Annotated in this window: 16 protein-coding genes; 10 read left to right on the forward strand and 6 right to left on the reverse strand. The window is 70.7% G+C overall.

Translation table 11 applies throughout. The features are described 5' to 3' along the window. Positions 1-51 precede the first annotated feature (51 nt). Together K8625_RS19690 and K8625_RS19695 are read left to right on the forward strand one after the other, a co-directional pair. Positions 52-723 (forward strand): TIGR02269 family lipoprotein, encoded by a 672-nt coding sequence (locus tag K8625_RS19690; RefSeq protein ID WP_223783570.1) that lies wholly within the window; start codon positions 52-54, stop codon positions 721-723. A gap of 1 nt (position 724) precedes the next feature. Continuing rightward, positions 725-1,489: a double-CXXCG motif protein gene (locus tag K8625_RS19695; protein WP_223783571.1), complete on the forward strand. Its 765-nt coding sequence runs from the start codon at positions 725-727 to the stop codon at positions 1,487-1,489. Between the two features lie 63 nt (positions 1,490-1,552). Here K8625_RS19695 and K8625_RS19700 read toward each other — a convergent pair whose 3' ends face one another. Both K8625_RS19700 and K8625_RS19705 read right to left on the reverse strand, forming a co-directional pair. Beyond that, a complete protein-coding gene (locus K8625_RS19700; RefSeq protein WP_223783572.1) occupies positions 1,553-2,032 on the reverse strand; it encodes an SRPBCC family protein in 480 nt (159 codons plus the stop codon). Then, positions 2,029-2,367 carry a helix-turn-helix transcriptional regulator gene (locus tag K8625_RS19705; RefSeq protein WP_223745986.1) on the reverse strand — a complete coding sequence of 113 codons (339 nt, stop codon included), beginning with the start codon at positions 2,365-2,367 and terminating at the stop codon, positions 2,029-2,031. The genes K8625_RS19700 and K8625_RS19705 overlap by 4 nt, the downstream gene beginning before the upstream one ends. 227 nt (positions 2,368-2,594) lie before the next feature. Between K8625_RS19705 and K8625_RS19710 the strand changes: the two genes are divergently transcribed. Continuing rightward, positions 2,595-4,649: a thaumatin family protein gene (locus K8625_RS19710; protein WP_223783573.1), complete on the forward strand. Its 2,055-nt coding sequence runs from the start codon at positions 2,595-2,597 to the stop codon at positions 4,647-4,649. Positions 4,650-4,659: 10 nt separating this feature from the next. Here the strand turns inward: K8625_RS19710 and K8625_RS19715 are convergent, their stop codons facing one another. From K8625_RS19715 to K8625_RS19725, 3 genes are read right to left on the reverse strand one after another with little or no spacing between them, the layout of a single operon-like run. Next, on the reverse strand, positions 4,660-5,466 hold the full coding sequence (locus K8625_RS19715; RefSeq protein WP_223783574.1) for a S9 family peptidase: 807 nt from the start codon (positions 5,464-5,466) through the stop codon (positions 4,660-4,662). Between the two features lie 42 nt (positions 5,467-5,508). Continuing rightward, positions 5,509-6,633, reverse strand: coding sequence for a hypothetical protein (locus tag K8625_RS19720; protein ID WP_223783575.1), 1,125 nt, complete (start codon positions 6,631-6,633; stop codon positions 5,509-5,511). Continuing rightward, positions 6,630-7,148, reverse strand: coding sequence for a DUF4365 domain-containing protein (locus tag K8625_RS19725; protein WP_223783576.1), 519 nt, complete (start codon positions 7,146-7,148; stop codon positions 6,630-6,632). The genes K8625_RS19720 and K8625_RS19725 overlap by 4 nt, the downstream gene beginning before the upstream one ends. Positions 7,149-7,449: 301 nt before the next feature. Here K8625_RS19725 and K8625_RS19730 point away from each other — a divergent pair, with 301 nt between their 5' ends. Further along, positions 7,450-8,889: a glutamine synthetase family protein gene (locus K8625_RS19730; protein WP_223745983.1), complete on the forward strand. Its 1,440-nt coding sequence runs from the start codon at positions 7,450-7,452 to the stop codon at positions 8,887-8,889. On the opposite strand, the gene K8625_RS19735 is transcribed toward K8625_RS19730, so the two are convergent. Then, a complete protein-coding gene (locus K8625_RS19735; RefSeq protein ID WP_223783577.1) occupies positions 8,886-10,175 on the reverse strand; it encodes an APC family permease in 1,290 nt (429 codons plus the stop codon). The two genes, K8625_RS19730 and K8625_RS19735, sit on opposite strands and share 4 nt — an antisense overlap. Positions 10,176-10,479: 304 nt before the next feature. Between K8625_RS19735 and K8625_RS19740 the strand changes: the two genes are divergently transcribed. From K8625_RS19740 to K8625_RS19765, 6 genes are all read left to right on the forward strand, one after another. Continuing rightward, complete coding sequence (locus tag K8625_RS19740) at positions 10,480-12,012, forward strand: hypothetical protein (RefSeq protein ID WP_223745981.1); 1,533 nt, start codon at positions 10,480-10,482, stop codon at positions 12,010-12,012. A 263-nt stretch (positions 12,013-12,275) separates the two neighbouring features. Further along, complete coding sequence (locus K8625_RS19745; RefSeq protein WP_223745980.1) at positions 12,276-12,767, forward strand: hypothetical protein; 492 nt, start codon at positions 12,276-12,278, stop codon at positions 12,765-12,767. A 5-nt stretch (positions 12,768-12,772) separates the two neighbouring features. After that, entirely contained in the window at positions 12,773-13,453 is a 681-nt protein-coding gene (locus K8625_RS19750) for a hypothetical protein (RefSeq protein WP_223783578.1), read from the forward strand. 80 nt (positions 13,454-13,533) lie between these two features. Next, positions 13,534-15,366: a sigma 54-interacting transcriptional regulator gene (locus K8625_RS19755; protein WP_223783579.1), complete on the forward strand. Its 1,833-nt coding sequence runs from the start codon at positions 13,534-13,536 to the stop codon at positions 15,364-15,366. Next, positions 15,363-19,913, forward strand: a complete 4,551-nt coding sequence (locus K8625_RS19760; protein WP_223783580.1) for an SUMF1/EgtB/PvdO family nonheme iron enzyme — start codon at positions 15,363-15,365, stop codon at positions 19,911-19,913. The genes K8625_RS19755 and K8625_RS19760 overlap by 4 nt, the downstream gene beginning before the upstream one ends. A gap of 160 nt (positions 19,914-20,073) precedes the next feature. Further along, positions 20,074-21,564 carry an ADYC domain-containing protein gene (locus tag K8625_RS19765; RefSeq protein WP_223783581.1) on the forward strand — a complete coding sequence of 497 codons (1,491 nt, stop codon included), beginning with the start codon at positions 20,074-20,076 and terminating at the stop codon, positions 21,562-21,564. Positions 21,565-21,569 lie beyond the last annotated feature (5 nt).

Below are 21,569 nucleotides of genomic sequence, written 5' to 3' on the forward strand. Positions count from 1 at the left end.
GCAGGAGACGGTGGCGCAGTGCTTGGGTTGCAAGGCAGGCTGCGCCACCCAATGAACGTTCTGAGAGCTGTTTGGCTTGCGGCGCTTCTAGCTGCGTGGTCGGGCTGTGCAACCGCAGGGAAGCCTCCCATGCAGGGGGCTTGGGAAGCGGCGGAGCTCGAGTGCGATACACCGCTCGAAGACCAGTGCGTCACACTGCTGTGCCTGGGTGATGCCTGTGGTTTCTACCCGTGCGACCAGGACTTCGGGCAGATAGAACTGGCCCGATTCCCGCCGGCGCGCCCGCCAGCAGCCGCAGCCGCACCAGGTTCCGGCCCGCGGCGGAACTGGGGTGGCGGGCAGCGGCTCCCCAAGGGTTGGGTGATGACGTTCCCCAACTGGAACGGCGCTCCCGAGAGAATCATCCCTCCCTCGCACCAGCTTCCTTCTGGGAGATGGGAGAAGCACCACATCTTCCCGCAGGAGGCTCGGCTCAAGGAGTGGTTCGAGCGGCAGGGGGTCAAGATCCATAACTACACGCTCCCGCTCCCATACGAGGTGCATCGACGGATTCATCAAGTCGGAGGACAGGGAGGGCAGTGGAACGAGGCCTGGCGTCAGTTCATCAGGAGCAACACCTCCGCATCGCCAGAGGAGATCTTCAAGCACGCCGGCGAGCTCATCTACCGGTTCCAGCTCACGGGCGGACCGATTCAATCGTACTATTCACGGCCTGGGACGTGAGATGGACCGATTCTACTGGTTGGACGAGGACCAAGGCGCGGCCACCCAGCACGGCGGGCATGTCGACGCTGCGCATCGCTGGGGGCTCCCTGGCCTGCTGAAGTGCCCCACTTGTGAGAAATCATGGGCCGCAGCCGGCCACTACTACCCTGGAGTCGACCTCGCACCACTCGGGGAGCTGGAACGTGAGTTCCGGAAGGCACGGCAAGAGCCCTTCGATGAGTTCGCGCGACTGAGGGCGATGGTGCTCCCCCTTGCGCCACCTGGTGCCGTTCTCCCGCCTGGGACGACCTTCGGCCCATTGGTCGGCAGATGCAGTGGGCAGCTCCCGGACTTCACCTGGGTCGTTGATGAACTGTTGCTCCATCGTCGGGTGCTCGATGGCCTCCAGTCGGGGGGAGTCCGAGGACTCGAGGCCTTTCCTACGGAGTTCCGGTCTCGCCAGAAGGCACCACCAGACTTCTTGGAGGTGCAGCTGGCCCACCGAGGGCAATTCCACCCGGATTGCATCCCGGACGGAGTCTCGCCGCCTTGCACGACCTGTGGACGGTTTGCGCTCAAGCGCCCCGATGAGCCCATCCTGGACGCGTCGTCGCTGCCCTCCGACCTTGACCTCTTCCGGGTCGGGAACTTCGCGACGATGGTCATCTGCACCGAGAGATTCCTCGACGCGCTGAGCAGGGTCGGGGGCGATGGACTCACCTGGCGCGAGTTGCCGGTTCGAGCGCGCACTGCGACGGCATGCGCTTCTACGACCGCACCCTGAACTGATGAGCGCCTCCCGCCCATCACCTCGCGTGGTGGGCGGGAGGGCTTCACGCTTCCGCGACTACGGCTCGCGGGCCAGCAGCGCGTCGAGCGCGCGGTAGCTCTGGTTGAGGCCGTCCGCCATGCCGGAGGCCGCCATGCCGTCGCGCTCCTCCGTCGTGAAGAAGAACGACACCGCCACCACCTTCGTGCGCCCGTCGCCCAGGTCCTCCAGCGTCGTCGTGTTGAGGATGACGTGGCCGGGCATGCCGTCCCATTCGAAGGTCTGCACCAGGCGCTCGACGGGCGTCACCTCGCGGAAGCGCCCCTCGAAGCCGTGCTCCTGTCCATCCGCGTGCTCGACGAAGCGCCAGTGGCCACCCCGCTCCACCTCCAGGCGCTCCACCACGAGCTTGTTGCCCCGCCCCCACCACTGCGCCACCTGCTTCGGGTCCGTCATCGCCTTCCAGACCCGCTCGCGCTTCGCATCGAAGATGCGCTCGATGCGAATCTCGCGGTCCGTCGGCTGCGTGACGAGTGCTTCCCTGAGTGCCGTGTTCATTCCTCTTCCCCTTTCGTTCGCGCGAGGAACTCGCCGAGCCGGTCGAGCCGCGCTTCCACCAGACGCCGATAGCCATTCATCCACGCCACCTCGTCCTCGAGGCGACATGGCCCTAGCCGGCAGGTCCTCACCCGCCCCTGCTTCTGCGTGATGACCAACCCTGCTTCCTCGAGCACGTGCACGTGCTTCTTCATGCCCGTCAGGGTCATGTCGAAGCGCTCCGCCAGCTCCGTGATGGACGCCTCGCCCTGGCCCAACCGCTCCAGGACTCCCCTGCGCGTCACATCCGCCAGTGCTCCAAACGTCGCATCGAGTCGGGCTTGATACTGAACCATGTAGTTCAGTTTAGCAATGGCTCTTTCTCGCGCAAGCCCTGGGGCGCGAAATCCCACGACGGGCAGTGCGTCGGGCCGGACTCGGCCATGAGGGTGGGGCCCATGCCCCCGGGAATCACGGGCCTTGGGTCCGTTCGCGCACGTGCGAGCAGCCGACGCCCCGAATCCTTGGGCTGGAGGCGGCCGCTCACTACCGTCGCTCGGCAGACCTGATTGAGAGGCCCGTCATGGCATCACGTCGTCTGCTCATCCCCGCGGTGTCACTCGGACTGGCTGTCGCGCTCGTGGTGTTCGGCACGCTCCAGGGCCGCGCGCCCTCAGACACACCCGCTCCGGGCGACGCGGGCTCGTCGACCTGCCCGCCCGGCTTCCGTCCCTTCACGCTGACGAACCAGGCGAGCCAGACGGTCTGGATTGGCCAGACCGCGGGCGCGGCGCCTCCGCCCTTCACGTGCACCACGGACAGCGACTGTGGTCCGAACCAGGCCTGCCTGAACCCCGGTTGCACCAGCAGCGCGGATTGCAACGCGGGCAATATGTGCGACACGAACACGGGACAGTGCATGGTGGCCCCGAGCACGACGTGCAACGGCGGTGCTCCCATCGTCACCGTCAATCTCCCCACCGCGCTTTGCACGGGTGCGACGCAGGTGCCCGCGTGCGCCAACTGCGGCTCCGAGGGTTGTGACTCCACCACGGGCCTGTGCAAGTGCGCCGACGGAGGGCAGGCCGCGTGCCCCGGCAGCACGACCTGCTCCACCACGGTGCAGGAGTGCAGCCTCGCCAATGGCGGGACGTGCTACTTCCAGTCCGTCGTCCCCGGTGAGAACCAGGCGTGCAGCTCCGGGAGTTCGCCGTGTCCGAGCGGACAGTCCTGCACGGTGGCGCTGGGGCTCTGCCAGTACCCGAGGACGGATGGCGGGGTTCCGCTCGACGCACTGAAGTTGACGGCCCAGGAGTCGACGACGCTGTGCATGCCCTCGTCGCTGCCTCCCGCGTTCGCGAGCCTCCAGCCCGGGATGACGGCGTGCACGCAGAACGCCCAGTGCCAGAGTGGCCGCTGCCTGCTCGCGGACGGAGTCAACCTCGCGAATCCGCCGACGCAGTGCCCGGAGGATGGCGGCGTCGCGTGCCTGTGCCGTTCTCCCATCGGCTGGAGCGGCGGTCTGTTCGGACGGCTGGGCTGTCAGTCCGATGGGACGGGCTGCCTGAGCGCGGACTGCGGCAACGCGGCCGGCATGCCCTGCCCGCTCGGAAAGGGCGGAACCAATCCCTTCACGGCCGCGGAGTTCACACTCCAGCCGGACACGGTCGACTTCTACGACGTCACCGTCATCAACGGCGCGAACGTGAGCCTCCAGATGGGCCCCAGCGGTGACGGGGGCTTCGCGGCGGCGAACCCTCCCTCGCCGTACTCGTGCGGCACGGCGGGCTCCACGAGCGCCCAGGGGAACAGCACCATGGGCATGCTGGAGGCGTGCTCTTGGAGCTTCACGCCCGACACGAGCGCGGGCCTCCCCGCCGACTACACCACCCTGCTCCGGGCCGTCGTGCTGCCGGCCTGCGGACAGGACAGCGACTGCGGCGCGGGAACGACGTGCACCGGCGGCGTGTGTCAGCCGACGTGGACGAAGTGCGGCCCCACGTGTGCGAACGGCGCGGTGTGCGGCAACCCCAACAACCCGGACGCGGGCTACTGCGGCACGTGCACGTCGGACAGCGACTGCGCGGGGGGCGCCGTGTGCGGAACGGCGTTCCTGCCAGGAGTCGGCGGTACGTCTCCGCTCGTCCAGACGTGTGGCCAGTCCATCGGCTGGTGGTCCTATGAAGACCTGTGCTCGGCGAGCACCAGCTTCGGCTACGGGCCCCTGGACTGCAGCCAGGTGATGACCGTGCAGGTTCAGGGCGGCACGGTGCAGGACACGCTGAGCAACCTCTTCCAGTGCGCCGGCAACTTCGGTGCGTCCTGCTACAACAGCAATGGCAACACGCCGGCCTGCTGCGGCTGCGCGACGTACCCAGGCAACGACGCGGGGAGCTTCTGGCCCACGCTGTTGGAGCCGGGCAACAACCCGAGTCAGCAGGCGCAGGGCCAGTGCTACGCGAACAACCCGGCGTGGGCGCAGAGCGTCCAGCCGTGGCTCGCGTTCCTGAAGAAGGCGTGTCCCACGGCGTACACGTACGCGTATGACGACGTCACCAGCACCTTCACGTGCATGAGCGGGGGCACGGGTGGGACGAACACGGTGGGCTACGACATCGTCTTCGGTGACGTGAACTGAAGCGCTCGCGTCACAGCAGCGAGCGCACGGCGTCGACGACCTGGGCCCACTCGCGCGAGCGTGGGTCCACGACCTCGAAGTGGCCCGCGCCGGGGAGCACGACACAGCGAACCTCATCCCCGTGCGCGCGGCCCCGCGAGCAGAAGTCCGCGCTCATCGACACGGGGACGGTGTCGTCCTCGGAGCCATGCAGGAGGACCTGGGGGACGCCGAGCGGCTGGAGCGCGGCGGGAGACGCGCGCTGGTAGCGCAAGGGCACCTCCAGGGGCGAGCCCCCGAGGAACTCTCCCGCCGCGTTGTCACTGAGGCCCAGCTCATAGGCGCGCGTCACATCGGCCACGCCCGCGAGCGAGACGACGCCGAGCGGACGCAGCGGCGACTGACTGTAGAGCGAACTGCCCGAGGGCAGCCGGGGCCTCGCGGCGAGCCACAGCGCGAGGTGACCTCCCGCCGAGTGGCCGAGGAACACGACGCGCGACAGGTCCAGGGGATGCGACTCCGCGAGGGTGCGCAGGAAGTCCGCGCCAAGGGCGACGTCCTCCAGGGTGCCGGGATAGCCGCCGCCCTCATGGCCGACGCGTCGGAACTCCAGACTCCACGTGGCGAAGCCGCTCGCGGTGAGCGCCGCGCACGCGTGGCCCAGGTGGGCCAGGTCGTACTTCGCGCGCCAGAAACCGCCGTGGATGGCGACGACGACAGGATGCGGCCCCGGCCCCGAGGGAAGCCGCAGCTCTCCGAAGTGATGCGTCCCCGGTCCATAGGGGATGCGCGCATCCGGCGCCGGAGGTGCCTCGTCCAGAATCCACATCGAGCTCATCCCGCTCTCCTCCAAGGAACCAAGACCCCACCCGACAACCACTCAGAGCCGCGTCACCGCCGCGCCTACGATGCCAAAACCGGACGCATCTTCAATCCAGTGCGTCCTCGGCCCCCGGCGAAGCACGCCGCGAACCGTCACATAGCGCTGCTCCAGATGCGCGCTGGCCGCCTGCCGGTAGTCCACGGCGCCAAGCACGACTCGCGCCCGCAGCAGCTCATCCTCGACCTGCACCTGGAGCACCACGGGCCCCTCGACAGTCCCCTGCTCTCCCGGCGCCCCCATCAACTCCGTGACGCGGCCCACGAACTGGTCGGGCTGCGTCTCGCGCATGGGGCGGAGCTGATGCGCAAGGCGCTCGAGGCGCTCGTACATGTTCCGGTCCACATGGACCTCCGCGGGCACCTCCCCGACAACAGGCAGCAGGGGCGACCAGGAGCCCCGCAGTCGCAGGTCCGCGGACTCGTCCGAGGGCATCATCTCGACCAGCGCCTCACACAGGTTCGCGCTCACCCTCGGCGCATCCTCCACGGCATCGAGGACCCGCTGTGGCTCCCCCATCCGAACGGACCGCGCCAGGTGCGCCACGGACCGCAAGAGGAGCAGGGCCGTCCGCCGCCCGAAGGGCTCTCCACCCTGTGTACCAAGGTCGAGCGGTGTCTCGACGGTGAGCACGAAGCTGCCCACCTCCGTCTGTCCCAGTCGACACTGGCGCACGAAGCTCTCCGCCTCCGCCAGACCCAGGCGCGGATGAAAGGCGCGAGGCCGCTTCACGCTGCAGGCGCTCGCCAGCAACGCCTTGCGCACGCCGTTCGCCAGCCCCAGCCCGTCCGCCAGACTCACGCCCCCATCGCGAGTGACCTCGCCCTCCAACCCGAAGCGCAGCACGTCCCTCCGGGGTTGCAGCAGGTCATGCAGCACGGACTCGGCCGAGCGCCCCTCCCACTCGGAGACCCGCCGCGCGACGACCCCCATCGCCTCCGCGTAGTCCGCGAGGTCACGGTCCAACGGGACCTGCACCTCCGCCACGGGCTCGCGCGGGCTCCGATAGATGGCGGCATAGGCCCGACGAGAGGGCACCCGCGTCCATCCCCGCGCCTCCAGGTACGCCCGCACCTCCAGGTAGTCGACCCGACTGCCCAACCCATGAAGCGGCGTGCTCGTCATGACTCCAGCTCCTCCTCGCGAGCCACCTTCTCCAGCAAGCGCCGCAGCGTGTCGTGCGTGAAGCACCGCTCCCGGGAGAGCCGCACCGTCTGCCCGGTGTCATTGAGCGTGCGCGGCTGGCCTCGCAGCGACGTCCAATAGGCACAGTGCCGCAGGACGAGCGACTCCGGCGTCTGCGTCAGCCACGACTCCTCGGCCGCCGGCATCACGAACACCACCAGGATGCGCGGCACCAGCGACGGCGCCACCAGATCGTTGTAGTTCTTGCGCGACAGGGCGAACGGGAAGCCGCCCTCCTGGCCCAGATGCGCCACCCTCGCCGTGGCCTTGAGCTGGATGCCCAGCTCCGGCGACGTCAGCGCCGCGTTCTCCGCCAGCAGCCCACGGGCACAGACCTTCAGGTCGATACTGTCCCGATCCATCCCCACTCGCTCGACCGAGCAGCCCGCCCTGGCCGCGACCGCGTGCACGTACGCGACGCTGAGCTGCTCCTTGATGTCATTCGGTCCCAACATCCCCGCCTCCCTCCACCTACACCGTGAACGGCGGCCACTCTACTCCGCACCTCCCCCGCTCCCCGTGGACCAGGCAGGCAGGCTCCCCAAGGCGCCCAAGTGTCCACCGGGCGTCATCCCAGGCCCTCCAGCCCCCCTCCAGAGTGTTGCCCACCGTGCTCTAAAGCTTTTTGGACCAATCTTTTAAGCTTCGTGGCGCGGAATTTAGGCTTGATTTCCCGTCCCCAAATGTAAATACCTGCGCCCACGGATTCGAAATCACCGCGCTGACGGTGACGACCGGCCTGGAGGCACGGCAAGCATGGACACGAAGGGGCTGCGGACGTTCCTGGAGATTCCCTACGACGAGCTGGAGGAGCGCAACCTCAAGGTGAAGGAGCAGCGCCTCCAGCACGTGTCGGCCGACAAGGTCCGCGAGGAGCGCATCAAGTACCTCACCGACGAGCGCAGCCTGAAGGCCGTCACCGTGTGCTTCACCGACCTCGAGGGTCGGCTGCACATGCTGGACTACGACAAGAAGTTCCTCCTCAAGAGCGCCGACAACCTCACCTTCGACGGCTCCTCCATCCGCGGCTTCTCCCAGCAGGCGGAGAGCGACCTGCGCCTCAACATCGACTGGGGCTCGTTCTACTGGCTGCCCTCGGACATCTTCGGGCCCGGCAAGGTGCTGGTGTTCAGCGAGGTCCTCGAGCGCGACGGCTCGCCCTACCACGCCGACATGCGCGGCCAGCTCAAGCGCGTCACCGAGGCCCTGTACCAGAAGGACGGCACCGTCTTCCACGCCGCGCCCGAGGTCGAGGGCTTCCTCTTCAAGGGCCGCGACGCCGAGCGCCACTACCACGAGACGGGCAAGTTCGACTTCATCTCCACCGGCGGCTACTACCACTCGCTGCCCGGTGACCCGCTGCGCGCCTTCATCGACAAGGCCGCCGAGGCCCAGCGCGCCATGGGCTTCCAGAACGAGAAGGACCACCCCGAGGTGGCCCCCAGCCAGTTCGAGATGAACTTCACGTACAGCGAGGCCCTCATCTCCGCGGACCAGATCCAGCTCTACAAGCTGCTGTGCCGCCAGGTCGCCGCGCAGATGGACACCACCGCCAGCTTCCTCCCGAAGCCGGTGACGGGCGTCAATGGCAACGGCATGCACATGAACATGTCGCTGTCGAAGAACAACAAGAACCTGTTCTACGACAAGGCCGGCCAGGACAACCTGAGCCAGATGGGCTGGGACTTCATCGACCGGCTGCTCACCAACGCCAACGACATCTGCCTGGTCCTCAACTCCAGCGTCAACGCGTACCGCCGCCTGGACCCGCACTTCGAGGCGCCGAACCAGATCAAGGCCAGCGCCAACAACCGCGGCGCCATGGTGCGCATCCCCTATGGCAACGAGCGCTCGGCCCGCGTCGAGTGCCGCTCGGTGGGCCCGGACGCCAACCCGTACCTGGTGCTCTACACCCTGCTGCGCACCGGCCTGGAGGGCCCGCAGCCGCAGGAGGACGCCGAGTCCAAGCGCAGCCGCACCCGCTTCCTGCCCGACAACATCTTCGACGCCATCCGCCTCTTCAAGGGCAGCTCGTTCGTCGCCAACATCCTGGGCGAGAACGTGCAGAGCAAGTTCGCGGAGCTGAAGACGGCCTCCGCCGAGCGTTGCCCCAAGCAGCTGGGCACGCGCGTGAAGACGTCCGAAATCCAGTTCCACCACGAAATCACCAACCAGTACCTCTGGAGCCAGTTCTAGGCCCTCGGCCGGGACAGGCCTCGCAGCACCAGGCCCGCCACCACCGCCACACCGGTGGTGGCGGCCTCCCGCAGGCTCGCGCCGAACGCCACCAGCGTCAGGCCGAGCCCCAGCGTGGGCACCGCCAGCACCGCATGCCACGGCGTCAGCGCGCGCTCCCGCTTGAAGGAGAGCCACGCCAGCGCCGCCGCCGTGACGCCGTACTGCATCAGCACGGCGATGCTGGAGAGCGCGAACAGCTCCGACAGGTTCCCCAGGTTCACGAACACCAGCACCACCGCCCACGTCACCCCCAACGCCCGCACGGGCACGCCCCTGGGTGACATGCGCTCCAGCCCCAACAGCGCCCTGTCCCCCGACGCGAGCGCTGACAGGTAGCGCGGCGTCGTCACCATCATCCCCACGCAGATGCCCAGCGCGGACACGCTGGTGCCCATCGCCACCACGCGCGACAGCCCCGCCCCTCCCCACACGCCCGCCGCCGAGGCCAAAGGCGCGCTGGAGGACGCCAGCTCCGGCAGCGCCGTCACGCACGCCCACACCAGGCCCACGTAGAGGAGCACCGCGCCCAGCAGCGAGCCCACCGTGGCCCACGGCACGCTCCGCTCCGACGAGCGCACCTGCCCGGCAATCACCGGCACGATTTCGAAGCCCTGGTACGCGAACATCACCGTCAGCCCCGCGGGCAGCCACGCCCCCGCCGTCCACGCCACGGGGCTCGCCGCGACGGGCAGCGGCCCCGACAGCGCCACCGCCGCGAAGGCCACGAGCAGCGCCCCGAGCGGCAGCAACTTGAGCACCGTGAGCGCCGTCCACGCCCTCGCCGACACTCGGATGCCCGAGGCCACAATCGCCCCCAGCACCGTCACGAGCGCCGAGGCCAGCGCCCGCTGCCCCCACGCACCCTCCCAGCCCAGCGACGGGGCCACCGCCTGCGACAGCCCCGCCACCACCGCGGACGTGCTCAGGAACGCGCTGACGTAGGCCACCCAGCCCACCAGGAAGGCCACCCGCTCACCGAAGGCCGCGCGCGCGAAGACGACGGGCCCGCCATCCGCGTCGAAGCGCCGGCCCAGCACCGCGAACGCCAGCGCCACCGGCACCAGCGCCAGGCCCGTCACCGCGAACGCGAGCACCGCGCCCAGGCCCGGCGTGCGCGCGGCCACCTCCGCGGGCGCGAAGAAGATGCCCACGCCGACGATGCCGTTGACACCCAATGCAAGCAGTTGGAGCGGACCGACGGTCCGCTCCTGCGCCACGGAGGAGACAGCGGGAGAGGCAGGCACGGAGGGGAAGTTCACTACAGCCCGGGGCCCGACACCAACCCACCGCGTCAAAGAAGGCCCGCCGAACGCTCGCTCTGCGTGCATGGGGCCGCTGGCCACCGGACGGGCGCCGGTTCGTCCCCGTCGACGGGTGCACAGGCCTGGCGCCCTCCGAGCGGCCGCGTGTCCCCCACCGCACGGCCCGTCCCCACCGGCTGGGGAGGTGACTTTCCCCGCGATATACTCGCCGTGTACCCGCCGTTCCCGCCACGGTTCCAGCTCGAGACACCGCGGCCCGGATGCGCTGGGCTGCACGGAGGAAGTGATGCGTCGAATCGGCTTGCTGATGGGCGTCCTGGGGTGTGCGGGGTGTGCCACCCTCACCCGGGGGCTCGACACCCAGTTGAACCCCGAGACGGGGGAGTACGAGACGCCCACGCACGAGACCGTGTACCTGGCGCCCCCCGAGGACGCGATGATGATGGCGCGGCGCGTGCTCGAGGAGCAGCGCTACGACGTGATGGAGAAGGAGGGCGGCCTGGAGCTGTTCTCCTCCGCGCACGAGCCCGGCAAGAACCGCAACGGCCTGCGCAACCACGAGCGCTACTACGTGAAGGGCGAGCGGCTGGGGCCCCGCCAGACGCTCATCCGGGTGTTCCGCCTCAGCTATTCCGAGATGGAGAACCTCATCGAGGAGACGCCCAAGCAGATTGGCGACATGACGAGCCGCGACAGCCAGCTGTCGCTCGAGGAGACCGAGCACGCGTTCGACGCACGGTCCGAGGCCCACCTGAGCGCGCCCCCCGCGCGGCACAACGCCCTGCGCACCATCGCCATGCGCAACCCCTTCCCCAACGCGCCCGGCCTGGAGCGCTTCCGCTACGTGCGCGGCTACCGGGACCTGGACGTCGAGCAGACGCTGCTGGCCCGGATGGAGATGGTGCCCGCGCTGGAGCTGGTGGGTGGCAACGCGCCGGTGTCCATGCGCTCGGTGATGATGGAGGGCTGGGGCGAGGCCGGTGACGCGTCCGCCGCCACCCCCGACTGCGGCGAGCCGGTGGAGGGCGCCACGTCGCTCTTGTCGGCCGGTGGGGTGGTGCTGATGGCGGACCCGCTGGGCACGCAGGAGCTGCCCTCCGCGGCGCTGCGCATGCTGTGCGAGGCCACCGCCCAGGGGCTGCCGGTGACGCTGGCCCTGTCGGTGCCCGCCTCCGAGCAGCCGCTGCTGACGCGCTACCTCGCCAGCGCGGGCACGTCGCAGGACGCGCAGGAGCTGCTCCGGGAGAGCGCCTTCTGGCGCCGCGCGCACCAGGACGGGCGCAGCAGCCGCGCCATGCTGTGGCTCGTGGAGCAGGCCCGCCGCCTGCGCGCCTCCGGCAAGGACGTGGCGCTGGCCGCCATCGACGCGGACAAGGCGCAGGGCAACGAGCGCGAGGCGCAGCTGGCCGCCAACCTCCTCTCCTTCCAGGCCCAGCGCGCCCAGGCGTGGACGCTGGTGCTCACCGGCAGCGTGCACGCGCGCACCACCAAGGTGGACTGGGACGGCGACCTGGAGCCCATGGGCGCCCGCGTGGCGAAGGCGCTGCCCTCCGTGCGCGCGCTGGACGTGGGCTTCCAGCGCGGCACCCAGTTCGCCTGCCGCTACAGCGTCTGGGACGACGTGGAGTGCAACGTCTTCGGCATCAGCCCCACGCTCCAGGCGCGGCAGTCCTCGAAGCAGCGCCCCGGCGTGGCGCTCGCCAGCGAGGCGCGCGCGGATGGCTTCCACGGGCGGCTGTACCTGGGCACGCTGAACGCCTCGCCCCCGGCGCTCCAGTCGCAGAGCCACGTCGCGCACAGCGCGCCCGCGCGCAAGTAGTCCCCCCAGCGTCGTGAGTCCCGAAGCCCCGGCGCCAGCACCTGGCCGGGGCTTCGTCGTTCCCACCGGCAAGGTTCGCCGGCCGAAGGCAAGGCTTGCCGTCCGACGCGCGCGGGAGTCCGGCAAGACTTGCCGTGCTCGCGGGCCGCTCCGGGCCAAGACTGTCTGGCACTCGCGTTGCTCTTCCTCCCGGTCAGCACGTCACCCCAGGTTGCGCATGACGCGACAGCTCGAGGGGGACGCGCTCGACGAGGAAGACCTCCATGACGAAGAACCTGTTCAAGCAGTCCGTGGCCGCGCTCGCGGTGCTCGGTGCGATGCCGACGTTCGCGGGTCCGGCGACCTACGCGGGCGCGCTGTGCACCTCCGTGTCGGGCTTCAGCGCGCCCAGCATGTTCCGCAGCGGCCGGCTCATCAACCAGACGGGCAGCGCGCTCGAGGTGGTGTGCCCGGTGCAGCGCAACGTCTCCATCCCCAGCTTCAACGAGGCGGTGTCCTTCCTCGTCACCGCCAGGGACCCCCACCTCACCGAGAACGTGTGCTGCACCGCCACGGTGACGGAGCCCGACGGCAGCGCCATCGCCTCCGACTCGGGTTGCACGTCGGGCGCCGACACCGCGAACCCGAAGACCATCAGCCTGAGCGTGCCGACGACGTTCGCGTCCTCGAACGGCTTCATCGCCCTGCGCTGTGAGCTGCCGGCGCCCTACTCCGGCTACAACTCCGCGCTCTCCAGCTTCTACATCTCGGAGTAGCCGCCATGTCCAAGGTCCGCTGGGGAGTGATGGGGTTGGCGGGAGCCGTCGTGCTCACCGCGGGAGTCTGGAGCTGGAAGGAGGAGGCGCCTGGGGGAGGCGCCGCGCCCGTGGAGGCCGCCGGGGCTTCCGCCAACACCCCAGCGGACCTGGAGCGGGAGGTGCGCGCGCTGCGCGCGGAGCTGGAGTCCTTGCGTCAACGACAGGGGCGTCTGGAGCAGCCGCCCTCCGCGGGCGCGTTGGAGCAGGGAGCCCCCCAGACGCGCGAGGACGCGCCAGCAGCGGAGGACTCCGCGCCCTCGCGGGAGGCGGCGATGGTGGTTCACGAGCAGCGGCGCCAGGAGCGGGTGCTGGAGCTGGAGGCGGAGCTGGAGGTGGCGATGAACACCGAGCCTCGGGACACGGCGTGGGCGGGGAGCACCGAGTCGCTCGTCACGGAGTCCTTCCGGGGGAAGGACTTCGCCGGCTCGCGGCTCACCCGCGTGGAGTGCCGCACCCACCTGTGCACGCTGGAGGTGGAGCACGAGGGCAGCGATGCCCAGGCGGAGCTGCTCATCTCGCTCTCCCGCGTGCCGGGCCTGCGCGGACAGACGGTGGTCCGCCCGCACAACGAAGGGGGCCGCGTGACGTCGCGCGTCTACCTGTCGCGCGCCGGTGAACGCCTGCCCATGACGCTGCGCCGGTGAGCAGGCTCCGGTTGGGTTTCATGTGGCTCCAGATTTCCAGGACGCACACGAGTTGCCCGAATCGACACGGGCGTGCCAGCATGGACGCCCGCTCGATGTCGTCCGCTCCGCCTCCCAGCGCCCGAGACACCCGTCCCCTCGGCTCCGGCCTGGAGTCCGCCGAGACGAGCGCCGCGTACCTGCTGGTGCTGGAGGGCGAGTCGTCGTGGCGCTTCCCCCTGCCCGCGGAGGGCGTGGTGCTGGTGGGGCGCGACGACAAGGCGGACCTGCGACTGAAGGACGAGAGCGTCTCGCGCCGACATGCGCGCATCCTCGTCACGGACGAGGGGCCGAGGGTGGTGGACCTGGGCAGCCAGAACGGGACGAGCCTCAACGGCCGGCCCATCGACGATGCCCGGCCGCTGTTGTCCGGGGACGTGGTCGCCTTCGGGGCGGTGGTGGCGGTGGTGCGCGCGCGGCATCGGCCCATGCCGGCGCGGCGCGCGTTGGACTCGGAGCGGTTGATGGGGCGGCTGCGCGAGGAGGTGGAGCGCGCGCTGCGGTATGGCCGGCCGCTGACGGTGCTGGCGCTCGCGCTCGGCGAGCCGGGGGGGCGCGAGCTGGTGGAGGCGGTGCTGACGTCGGAGGCGGGCCCGGCGGAGGCGGCGGGCTGGCTCGACGCGGGGCACCTGCTGTGGCTGTTGCCCGAGGTGGCCGGAGAGCCGGGTGAGGAGGGGTTGGGGGAGCGCGTGGAGGCGCTGCTGTCCGCGAGCCCTCGCGCTCGGCTGGGCGCGGCGACGTGTCCGTCGGATGGGTGTGACGCGGAGACGCTGGTGGCCGCGGCGCGCACGGCCGCGCAGACGGCGGCGCCGGGAGGCTTCGCGTCGGCGGCGGAGGGCGTCACGCGGCTGGCGCTGGCGGAGCGCGTGGTGCTGGTGGCGGACCCGGCGATGGCGCAACTGTATGCGCTGCTGCGGAGGCTGGCGGCGAGCGAGCTGCCGGTGCTCATCCGCGGTGAGACGGGCGTGGGCAAGGAGAACGCCGCGTTCGCCGTGCACCATTGGTCCCGGCGTGCGGGTGGGCCCTTCGTTCCGGTCAACTGCGCGGCGCTGCCGGAGGGGCTGGTGGAGAGCGAGCTGTTCGGCCACGAGCGCGGCGCGTTCACCGGGGCGACCCATGCGCGCGTGGGGTTGTTGGAGAGCGCGCAGGGCGGCACGGTGTTCCTGGACGAGGTGGGCGAGCTGCCCGCGTCCGCGCAGGCCAAGCTGCTGCGCGCGCTGGAGGTGCGTCGCATCACCCGCGTGGGAGAGACGCGGGAGCGGCCCATCAACATCCGCGTGGTGGCGGCGACGCATCGGGATTTGGAGGCGGAGGTGGCGCAGGGGCGTTTCCGACAGGATTTGTACTTCCGGCTGGGCGCGGCCACGGTGCTGCTGCCGTCGCTGCGGGAGCGGCCTCGCGAGGTGCCGATGCTCGCGCGGGACTTCCTGGAGCGGGCGTGCGCGGCGCTCGGGCGCCCCGGGTTGGAGCTGGCGTCGGGGACGATGCATGCGCTGTCGCGGCATGGGTGGCCGGGCAACGTGCGCGAGCTGCGCAACCTGATGGACTACGTGGCCGCGGCGGTGACGGGGAACGTCGTGGAGCCGCACCATCTTCCGGCGCGCATGCTCGGCGGCGGACGGGGGGCGCCGGTGGGTGAGCCCGTGGCTCCCGAGGCGGCGCCCGTGGAGCTGTCCCGACGCGCGCGGTTGCCGCTGGCGCAGGAGATTCGCGAGCTGGAGCGTCGGCGGATGCAGGAGGCGCTGGAGGAGGCGGAGGGTGTGCAGACGCGCGCGGCGGCGCTGATTGGGATGCCCATCCGGACGTTCTCGTTCAAGTTGAAGCAGCTCGGACTCCAACCGCGGGCCCCGCGCCGGGGCCCACCGACGGGATGAGCACTCCGCCCGGGCTGCTGGAGCCGCCCCGCGAGTTCGAGGAGTACCAGGTGCTCCGGCCGCTCGGACGCGGGGCGATGGGACAGGTGTTCCTGGCGCGCGACACCCTGCTGGACCGGCTGGTGGCGGTGAAGTTCATCGCGACGCCGGCGGGGCGGTTGCCGGACGCGGGGGCCCGGGCGCGCTTCTTCCAGGAGGCCCGGGCGATTGCGCGCCTGCAGCACCCCAACGTGGTGGCCATCCACCGCGTGGGCGAGGTGCGCGGACAGCCCTATCTCGTGTCCGAGCTCATCCGGGGCGAGACGCTGGACACGCTGAGTCTGCCGGTCGAGGGGAGACGGCTGCTGGCGCTCGCCATCGGACTGGCGCGCGGGCTCGCGGCCGCGCATCGCCGAGGCGTCCTGCATCGGGACCTCAAGCCCGCCAATGCCATCCTCTCCGAGGACGGTGAGGTGAAGCTGCTCGACTTCGGGCTGGCGGAGGCGTGGTCGGGGGACAGGCGTTCGTACAGCGTGGCGCAGGAGGGGCCGCGCGCGACGCCGGATACGGACCGGGGAACAGGCTCCGAGCAGGGCACGCGCGTCGAGTCGACACGGGACGAGCGCCGTCACCTCGACTCGGACCGCGCTGTGCGCAAGCCGGAGGTGGAGACACGGCCGATGGCTCCGGCGGAGCCTCACGAGGGAGTACCGGCGTCGGTGACGAAGACGCGGGCTCCGGGCCTCGACTCGCCTGGGCAGCCCGCGATGAGTCCTGGCTTCGTCGAGCCGGAGCACCCTGGGAAGACGCGGGACCTCGGCACGCCAGCACATCCGTCGATGACGGTGGGACTCGATGCGCCGGCAGTATCTGCTCGCCCCTCGGAGCGCGAGACAGCTCCGGGGCGCGGAGGGTTCGAGCATCCGCCAGCGGCGCTCGGCGTTGCGCCAGGCTTCGGCGAGCGAGTCGCTGAGTCACCGCGTCGCGTGATGAGCCCGGGCCTCGGCGCGCCAATGCAGCCCGCGAGCCCTGGCGACGACTCGGCGCCTGGAGGAGCCAGGGACGGGGTCGCTCCCGTGCATCGCGCGCCGCAGCTCACCGTGCCCGGTACGCCGCTCTATCTCGCGCCCGAGCTCTGGCGCGGCGAGCCCGCCAGTCGCGCCACCGACATCTACGCGATGGGTGTCATGCTGCACGAGCTGTGTACAGGCAGCGCACCCCATCAACACGTGCCCCTCGCGGAGCTGGGCCGCGCCGTGACAGCCGAGCGCCCACCGCTGCTCGAGGGACAACGGCTCGACCTGCCGGCGGGGTTTGCCTCCGTCGTGGACCGATGTCTCGCGCTGGAAGCAGACCAGCGCTTCGACTCCGGCGATGCGCTCCGGGAGGCCCTCGAAGCCCTGTCCCTTCCCGTGCAGGCGACGCCCCTGCCCTCCGGCAATCCCTATCGCGGACTGCGCGCCTTCGAGGCCGAGCACCGCGCGGTCTTCTTCGGCCGCGAAGCGGAGCTGCGTGAGGTGATGGACCGCCTGCGTGGCGAGCGCTTCGTATTGCTCGCGGGTGACTCCGGCGTCGGCAAGTCCTCACTGTGTCGCGCGGGCGTCCTCCCCGCGCTCACCGACCCCGGGAGTGACACGTCGTGGGACATCGTCTCGTGGACACCTGGACGGCGCCCCCTGGAGTCATTGGCGGTCGCGCTCGCGCCGATACTCGATGAGAGCCCGGATGCGCTGCTGTCACAGGTGGCCGACGAGGAGCCGGGCGCCCTGGCTCGCGCGCTGCGCAGACGCCGCAGGAGCTCCCATCCGGTGCTCCTGTTCATCGACCAGCTCGAGGAGCTCGTCACCTTCTCCGAGCTGACGCAGGCCACCCGACTCGCCGAGGAGCTGGCGCTCGCGCTGCACCGGGTGCCTCGCATCCGGGTGCTGGCCACCGCGCGGAGCGACTGTCTCACCCGACTGGTGGCCCTGCCGGGACTGGGCGACGAGCTGCCTCGCGCGCTCTACCTCGTTCGCGCACTGACGGAGCGCGGACTGCGCGACGCTGTCGAAGGGCCCGCGCGCGCGCTCGGCGTGGCCTTCGAGTCCACCGAGCTGGTCGATGCGCTCGTCACCTCCGCCACGCGCGCCGAGGGTGGGCTGCCTTCATTGCAGTTCGTCCTGGAGGCCCTGTGGGAGGCGCGCGACGTCTCGCGCGGCATCATCCCGATGGCGGCGCTGACCGCGCTCGGCGGCGTGGAGGGCGCGCTGGCCCGGCACGCGGACGCGGTGGTGGACCGGCTGAGACCCGAGCAGCGACCTCGGGCGAGGGAGCTGCTCCTCGAGCTGGTCACCTCCGAGGGGACCCGGCTGCGTCGCACCCGCGACGAGCTGCTTCGCGGGCCCGACGATGACACCGGTCGCGCGGTGCTGGACGGGCTCGTGCGCGGTCGACTGCTCACGGCGAGCGAGGCGGAGAGTGGCGAGGGCGTTTATACGCTCGCGCACGAGAGCCTGCTGACCCACTGGGACACGCTGCGCGGATGGCTGGGACAGGACGAACAGCATCGCGCCATCCGCCACCGGCTCGCGCGCGCGGCGGCGGAGTGGGAGCGACTGGGACGTCCCTCGGAGTTGCTCTACGCGGAGCGACAGCTCTCCGAGGCCGCTGCCGCGAACGTCCTTCCCGGAGCCGCCCTCCAGCAGGACTTCCTCGCGCGCTCCAGGCAGGTGGTGCGCCACCGCCGCGTCGCCCGCTGGGCGATGGCCATCGTCGCGCCGCTCGCCCTGCTGGCGGTGGTGGCCGTCACCCGGGTCCAGTCGCGCGCGCAGCTCGACGCACGCATCTACCAACACCTGAGCGAAGCACGGCGACATCACGACGAAGCACGCGCGAAGGATGCGCGAGCCCAGCAGATGAGACAGGACGCCTTCACCCTGTTCGACACGCCGGGCCCCCAGAATCGCGAGGCCGCCGAGGCGCTGTGGACACAGGTCCAGGAGGAAGAGCAGGCAGTGGAGACGCTCAGCCTCCGAGCGCAGGCCGCGCTCGAGACGGCGTGGGGACTGGACCCGGGAAGCACCCGGTTGAACGAGCTGCTCGCGGACCTGCTCGCGGAGCGCGTGGAGCGTGCGGACCGTCAGCGCCAGCCCGAGGTGCGTGCGCAGCTCCTCGCACGGCTCGCCGCCTATGACACCGGAGGACAGCGACAGCGGCGGCTCGATGCGCCCGCGCGAATCTCCCTCATCACGTCGCCTCCAGGCGCACGGGTGACCTTGCTGGATGCACGCGCTGGCTCCACATCGACACCGAGTGCGGAGCCCGCGAGCGAAGCGAACATCGCTCCAGTCAGCACGCGGTCAACGGCAGACAACGCGAACCTCGCGCCTCCTGCCTCGACACCGAGGATGAAAAGCCCGCGGCAGGCTTCCGCAAGCGATACGAACATCGCTCCAGTCGGCACGCAGCCAACGGCAGACAACGCGAACCTCGCGCCTCCTGCTTCGACGCCAGGCACGGAGAGCCCGCGGCAGGCGCAGCACTCCGCGCACGACACGAACATCACCGCGCGGTCTGGCCCCGCGGGCGCACCGCCGAATCAGTCCGCCACCACACTCCTCGGCCAGACACCGCTGAGAGACCTCTCGCTCCCCGCGGGCTCGCACCTGCTCCTCATCGAAGCGCCCGGCCGCGTCCCCGTGCGCGTCCCCGTCCTCCTGCGCCCGGGTGAATCCTTCTCCCAGGAACTCACCCTGCCGGAGCCCCCCCAGGTCCCCGAGGGCTTCGTCTACATCCCGCCCGGCCGCTTCCTGCAAGGCGCGTCCGAGAGCGAGTACCTGCGCCGCGCCTTCTTCTTCGCCCCACCCCTCCACGAAGTCGAGACCGGCGCGTACCTCATCGCCCGTCACGAGGTGACCTTCGGCGACTACATCGCCTTCCTCGAGACCCTCTCCCCCGAGGAGCGCGCCGCGCGCATGCCGGGCTCCCGGCGCCGGCTCACCGTGGTGGACCTGACCCGCGAACCCGATGGCCGCTGGCGCCTCAACCTGCGCCCCGCCTCCGCCAGCTACAGCGTCCTCGACGGCGAGCCCCTCCGCTATGGCAAGCGCACCCGCCGCGCCGAGCAGGACTGGCTGCGCTTTCCCGTGTCCGCCATCTCCTTCGAGGACGCCCTCGCCTACGTCGCCTGGCTGGACCACACCGGCCGCGTCCCCGGCGCCCGCGTCTGCACCGAGCACGAATGGGAGCGCGCCGCCCGAGGCGCCGACGGCCGCCGCTACCCCTCCGGCGACTGGCTCTCCCCCGACGACGCCAACCACGACGTCACCTACGGCCGCGAGCCCTGGGGCTTCGGCCCCGACGAAGTGGGGAGCCACCCCGGTTCTCGCAGTCCCTTCGGCGTGGATGACCTCGCCGGCAACGTCTGGGAATGGACCCGCTCCAGCGTGGACCCCACCAAGCCCTCCGCCCAGGGCGGCAGCTGGTACCAGAGCGACCTCACCGCCCACTCCGCCAACCGGGACCGCGTCGAGCCCACCCAACGCGAGGCCCTCACTGGCCTGCGCGTGTGCGCCACCCCTCGGCCCTGAGGCCCGGACGGCAAGCCTCGCCCGACCCCGGCAAGTCTTGCCGGCAGCCCTTGCCACCCCGACCCCGTGACGCACCGTGTGTCCCCTGCCCCGTCCATGGCATGCCGGATGCTCCACCGCGCCGCGTCTGGATGGATTGAACGAACCCGAGGTCCCTCGCATGAGCGCCGTCTCGCGATTGCTGTCATCCGCGCTGTGTCTGTGTCTGCTCGCCGCCTGCGAGCCCCTGCCCCCCCAGGAAGCCTCCCCCCAGCTCTCCGTCCAGGACTTCCGCGCCGACGGCGACGACTCCCACTCCCAGGGGACCCAGCTCCACGGCACGAGCATCGGCTCGTTCTTCTACGACCCCGCCACCGTCCTCTTCGAGAACGTCCGCCGCCCCGCGCTGCTGCGAATCTTCCGCGGAGAGCTCGCGGCGAAGATGCCGCTCGCCGTCTCGGGCACCACCGCCAGCCTCAGCCCCTGCTTCCTGCGCGCCGAGTCGGGAGCGGCGCGCACCTGCGGCTTCACCGTGAAGGGCCAGGGCGTGTGCACTCCGGACACCGTCGTCACGCTCGACAGCGGCGAGTGCGCGGGCACCACCGGGAGCTGCACCGGTCGCCCCGTCCTGCGCGTCTGCGCGGGGGAGAAGCCCTGTGAGCACGCGCGCCAGGGCTACCTCGGCTCGTCCGAGGGCATCGTGAAGCCCGACCCCAGCTGTCCCCTCGAATGTCCCTCGGTGCGCTTCACCTGTCCCAAGAGCGGCATCTTCACCGTGCTCGCGGGGCCCTACCTCCCGGGGCAGCCCTGGAGCGCCTCGCCGAGGGCCAGCGGCGGCCGCTTCCCCGCGGAGCACAAGGAGCTGCGCGGCAAGCAGCTCATCGGCACGCAGCTGCGCAGCCTCTCGACGGCGCACTACAACTCCACGATTGAAGTCGTGGACGCCGTCAACGCCAACCAGGTCACCATCCCCGAGTCCCCCGGCATCTGGGACGCCACCGGCGCCACCTTCCTCTACCGCGTGCAGGTGACGCCCCCGTCCGGAACCACCGTCGACCTGTGCACGACGGGCGCGAATCCCGCCGTGGGCTGGGCCTGGGCCGTGCCCCTGGAGGGCTACTTCAACGCGAGCGGCGCGCGCCAGGAGACTCCCAACAGCTTCACCCTCGGCTGCGACCCGGGCGTGCTCGCCAAGTGCTACCGCTGGGGCTACAAGCCCTGGCTCGACGGCGCCTCGCCGGGCGCGGTGACGAAGGCCCACTGGGCCTGCACCCGCATGGCCCGCGCGGACTACTGCGGCAACGGCACGCCCTTCACCCAGGACGGCACCCCCATCCAGCCATGGGACGCCCTGACGCCCAACATCATCACCGCGCCAGAGGCGGGCGGCAGCTCCGACATGAAGTTCGAGGCGGGGTGGGACACGAACGGCCCCGCGTGCCTGAGCCACTGGCGCTGGAAGCACCTGCAGGCCGGGTGCGTGGAGCTGCAGCCCCCCATCGAGGACTCCGAGGGCAACGTCATCAACGACTGCCGCGACCCCAACAACGTCTCGACCGCGTCCAAGTGCTCGCCCATCTGCGACAACGCGCAGGAGGCGGCCCAGCGCTACCAGAGCGTCGTCTTCAACAACTCCCAATCCAACGAATCGCTGGCCCCGCCCCAGCCGTGAGCTAG

It is taken from the genome of Myxococcus sp. AS-1-15 (assembly GCF_020037055.1).
GTDB classification, from domain to species: Bacteria; Myxococcota; Myxococcia; order Myxococcales; family Myxococcaceae; genus Myxococcus; species Myxococcus fulvus.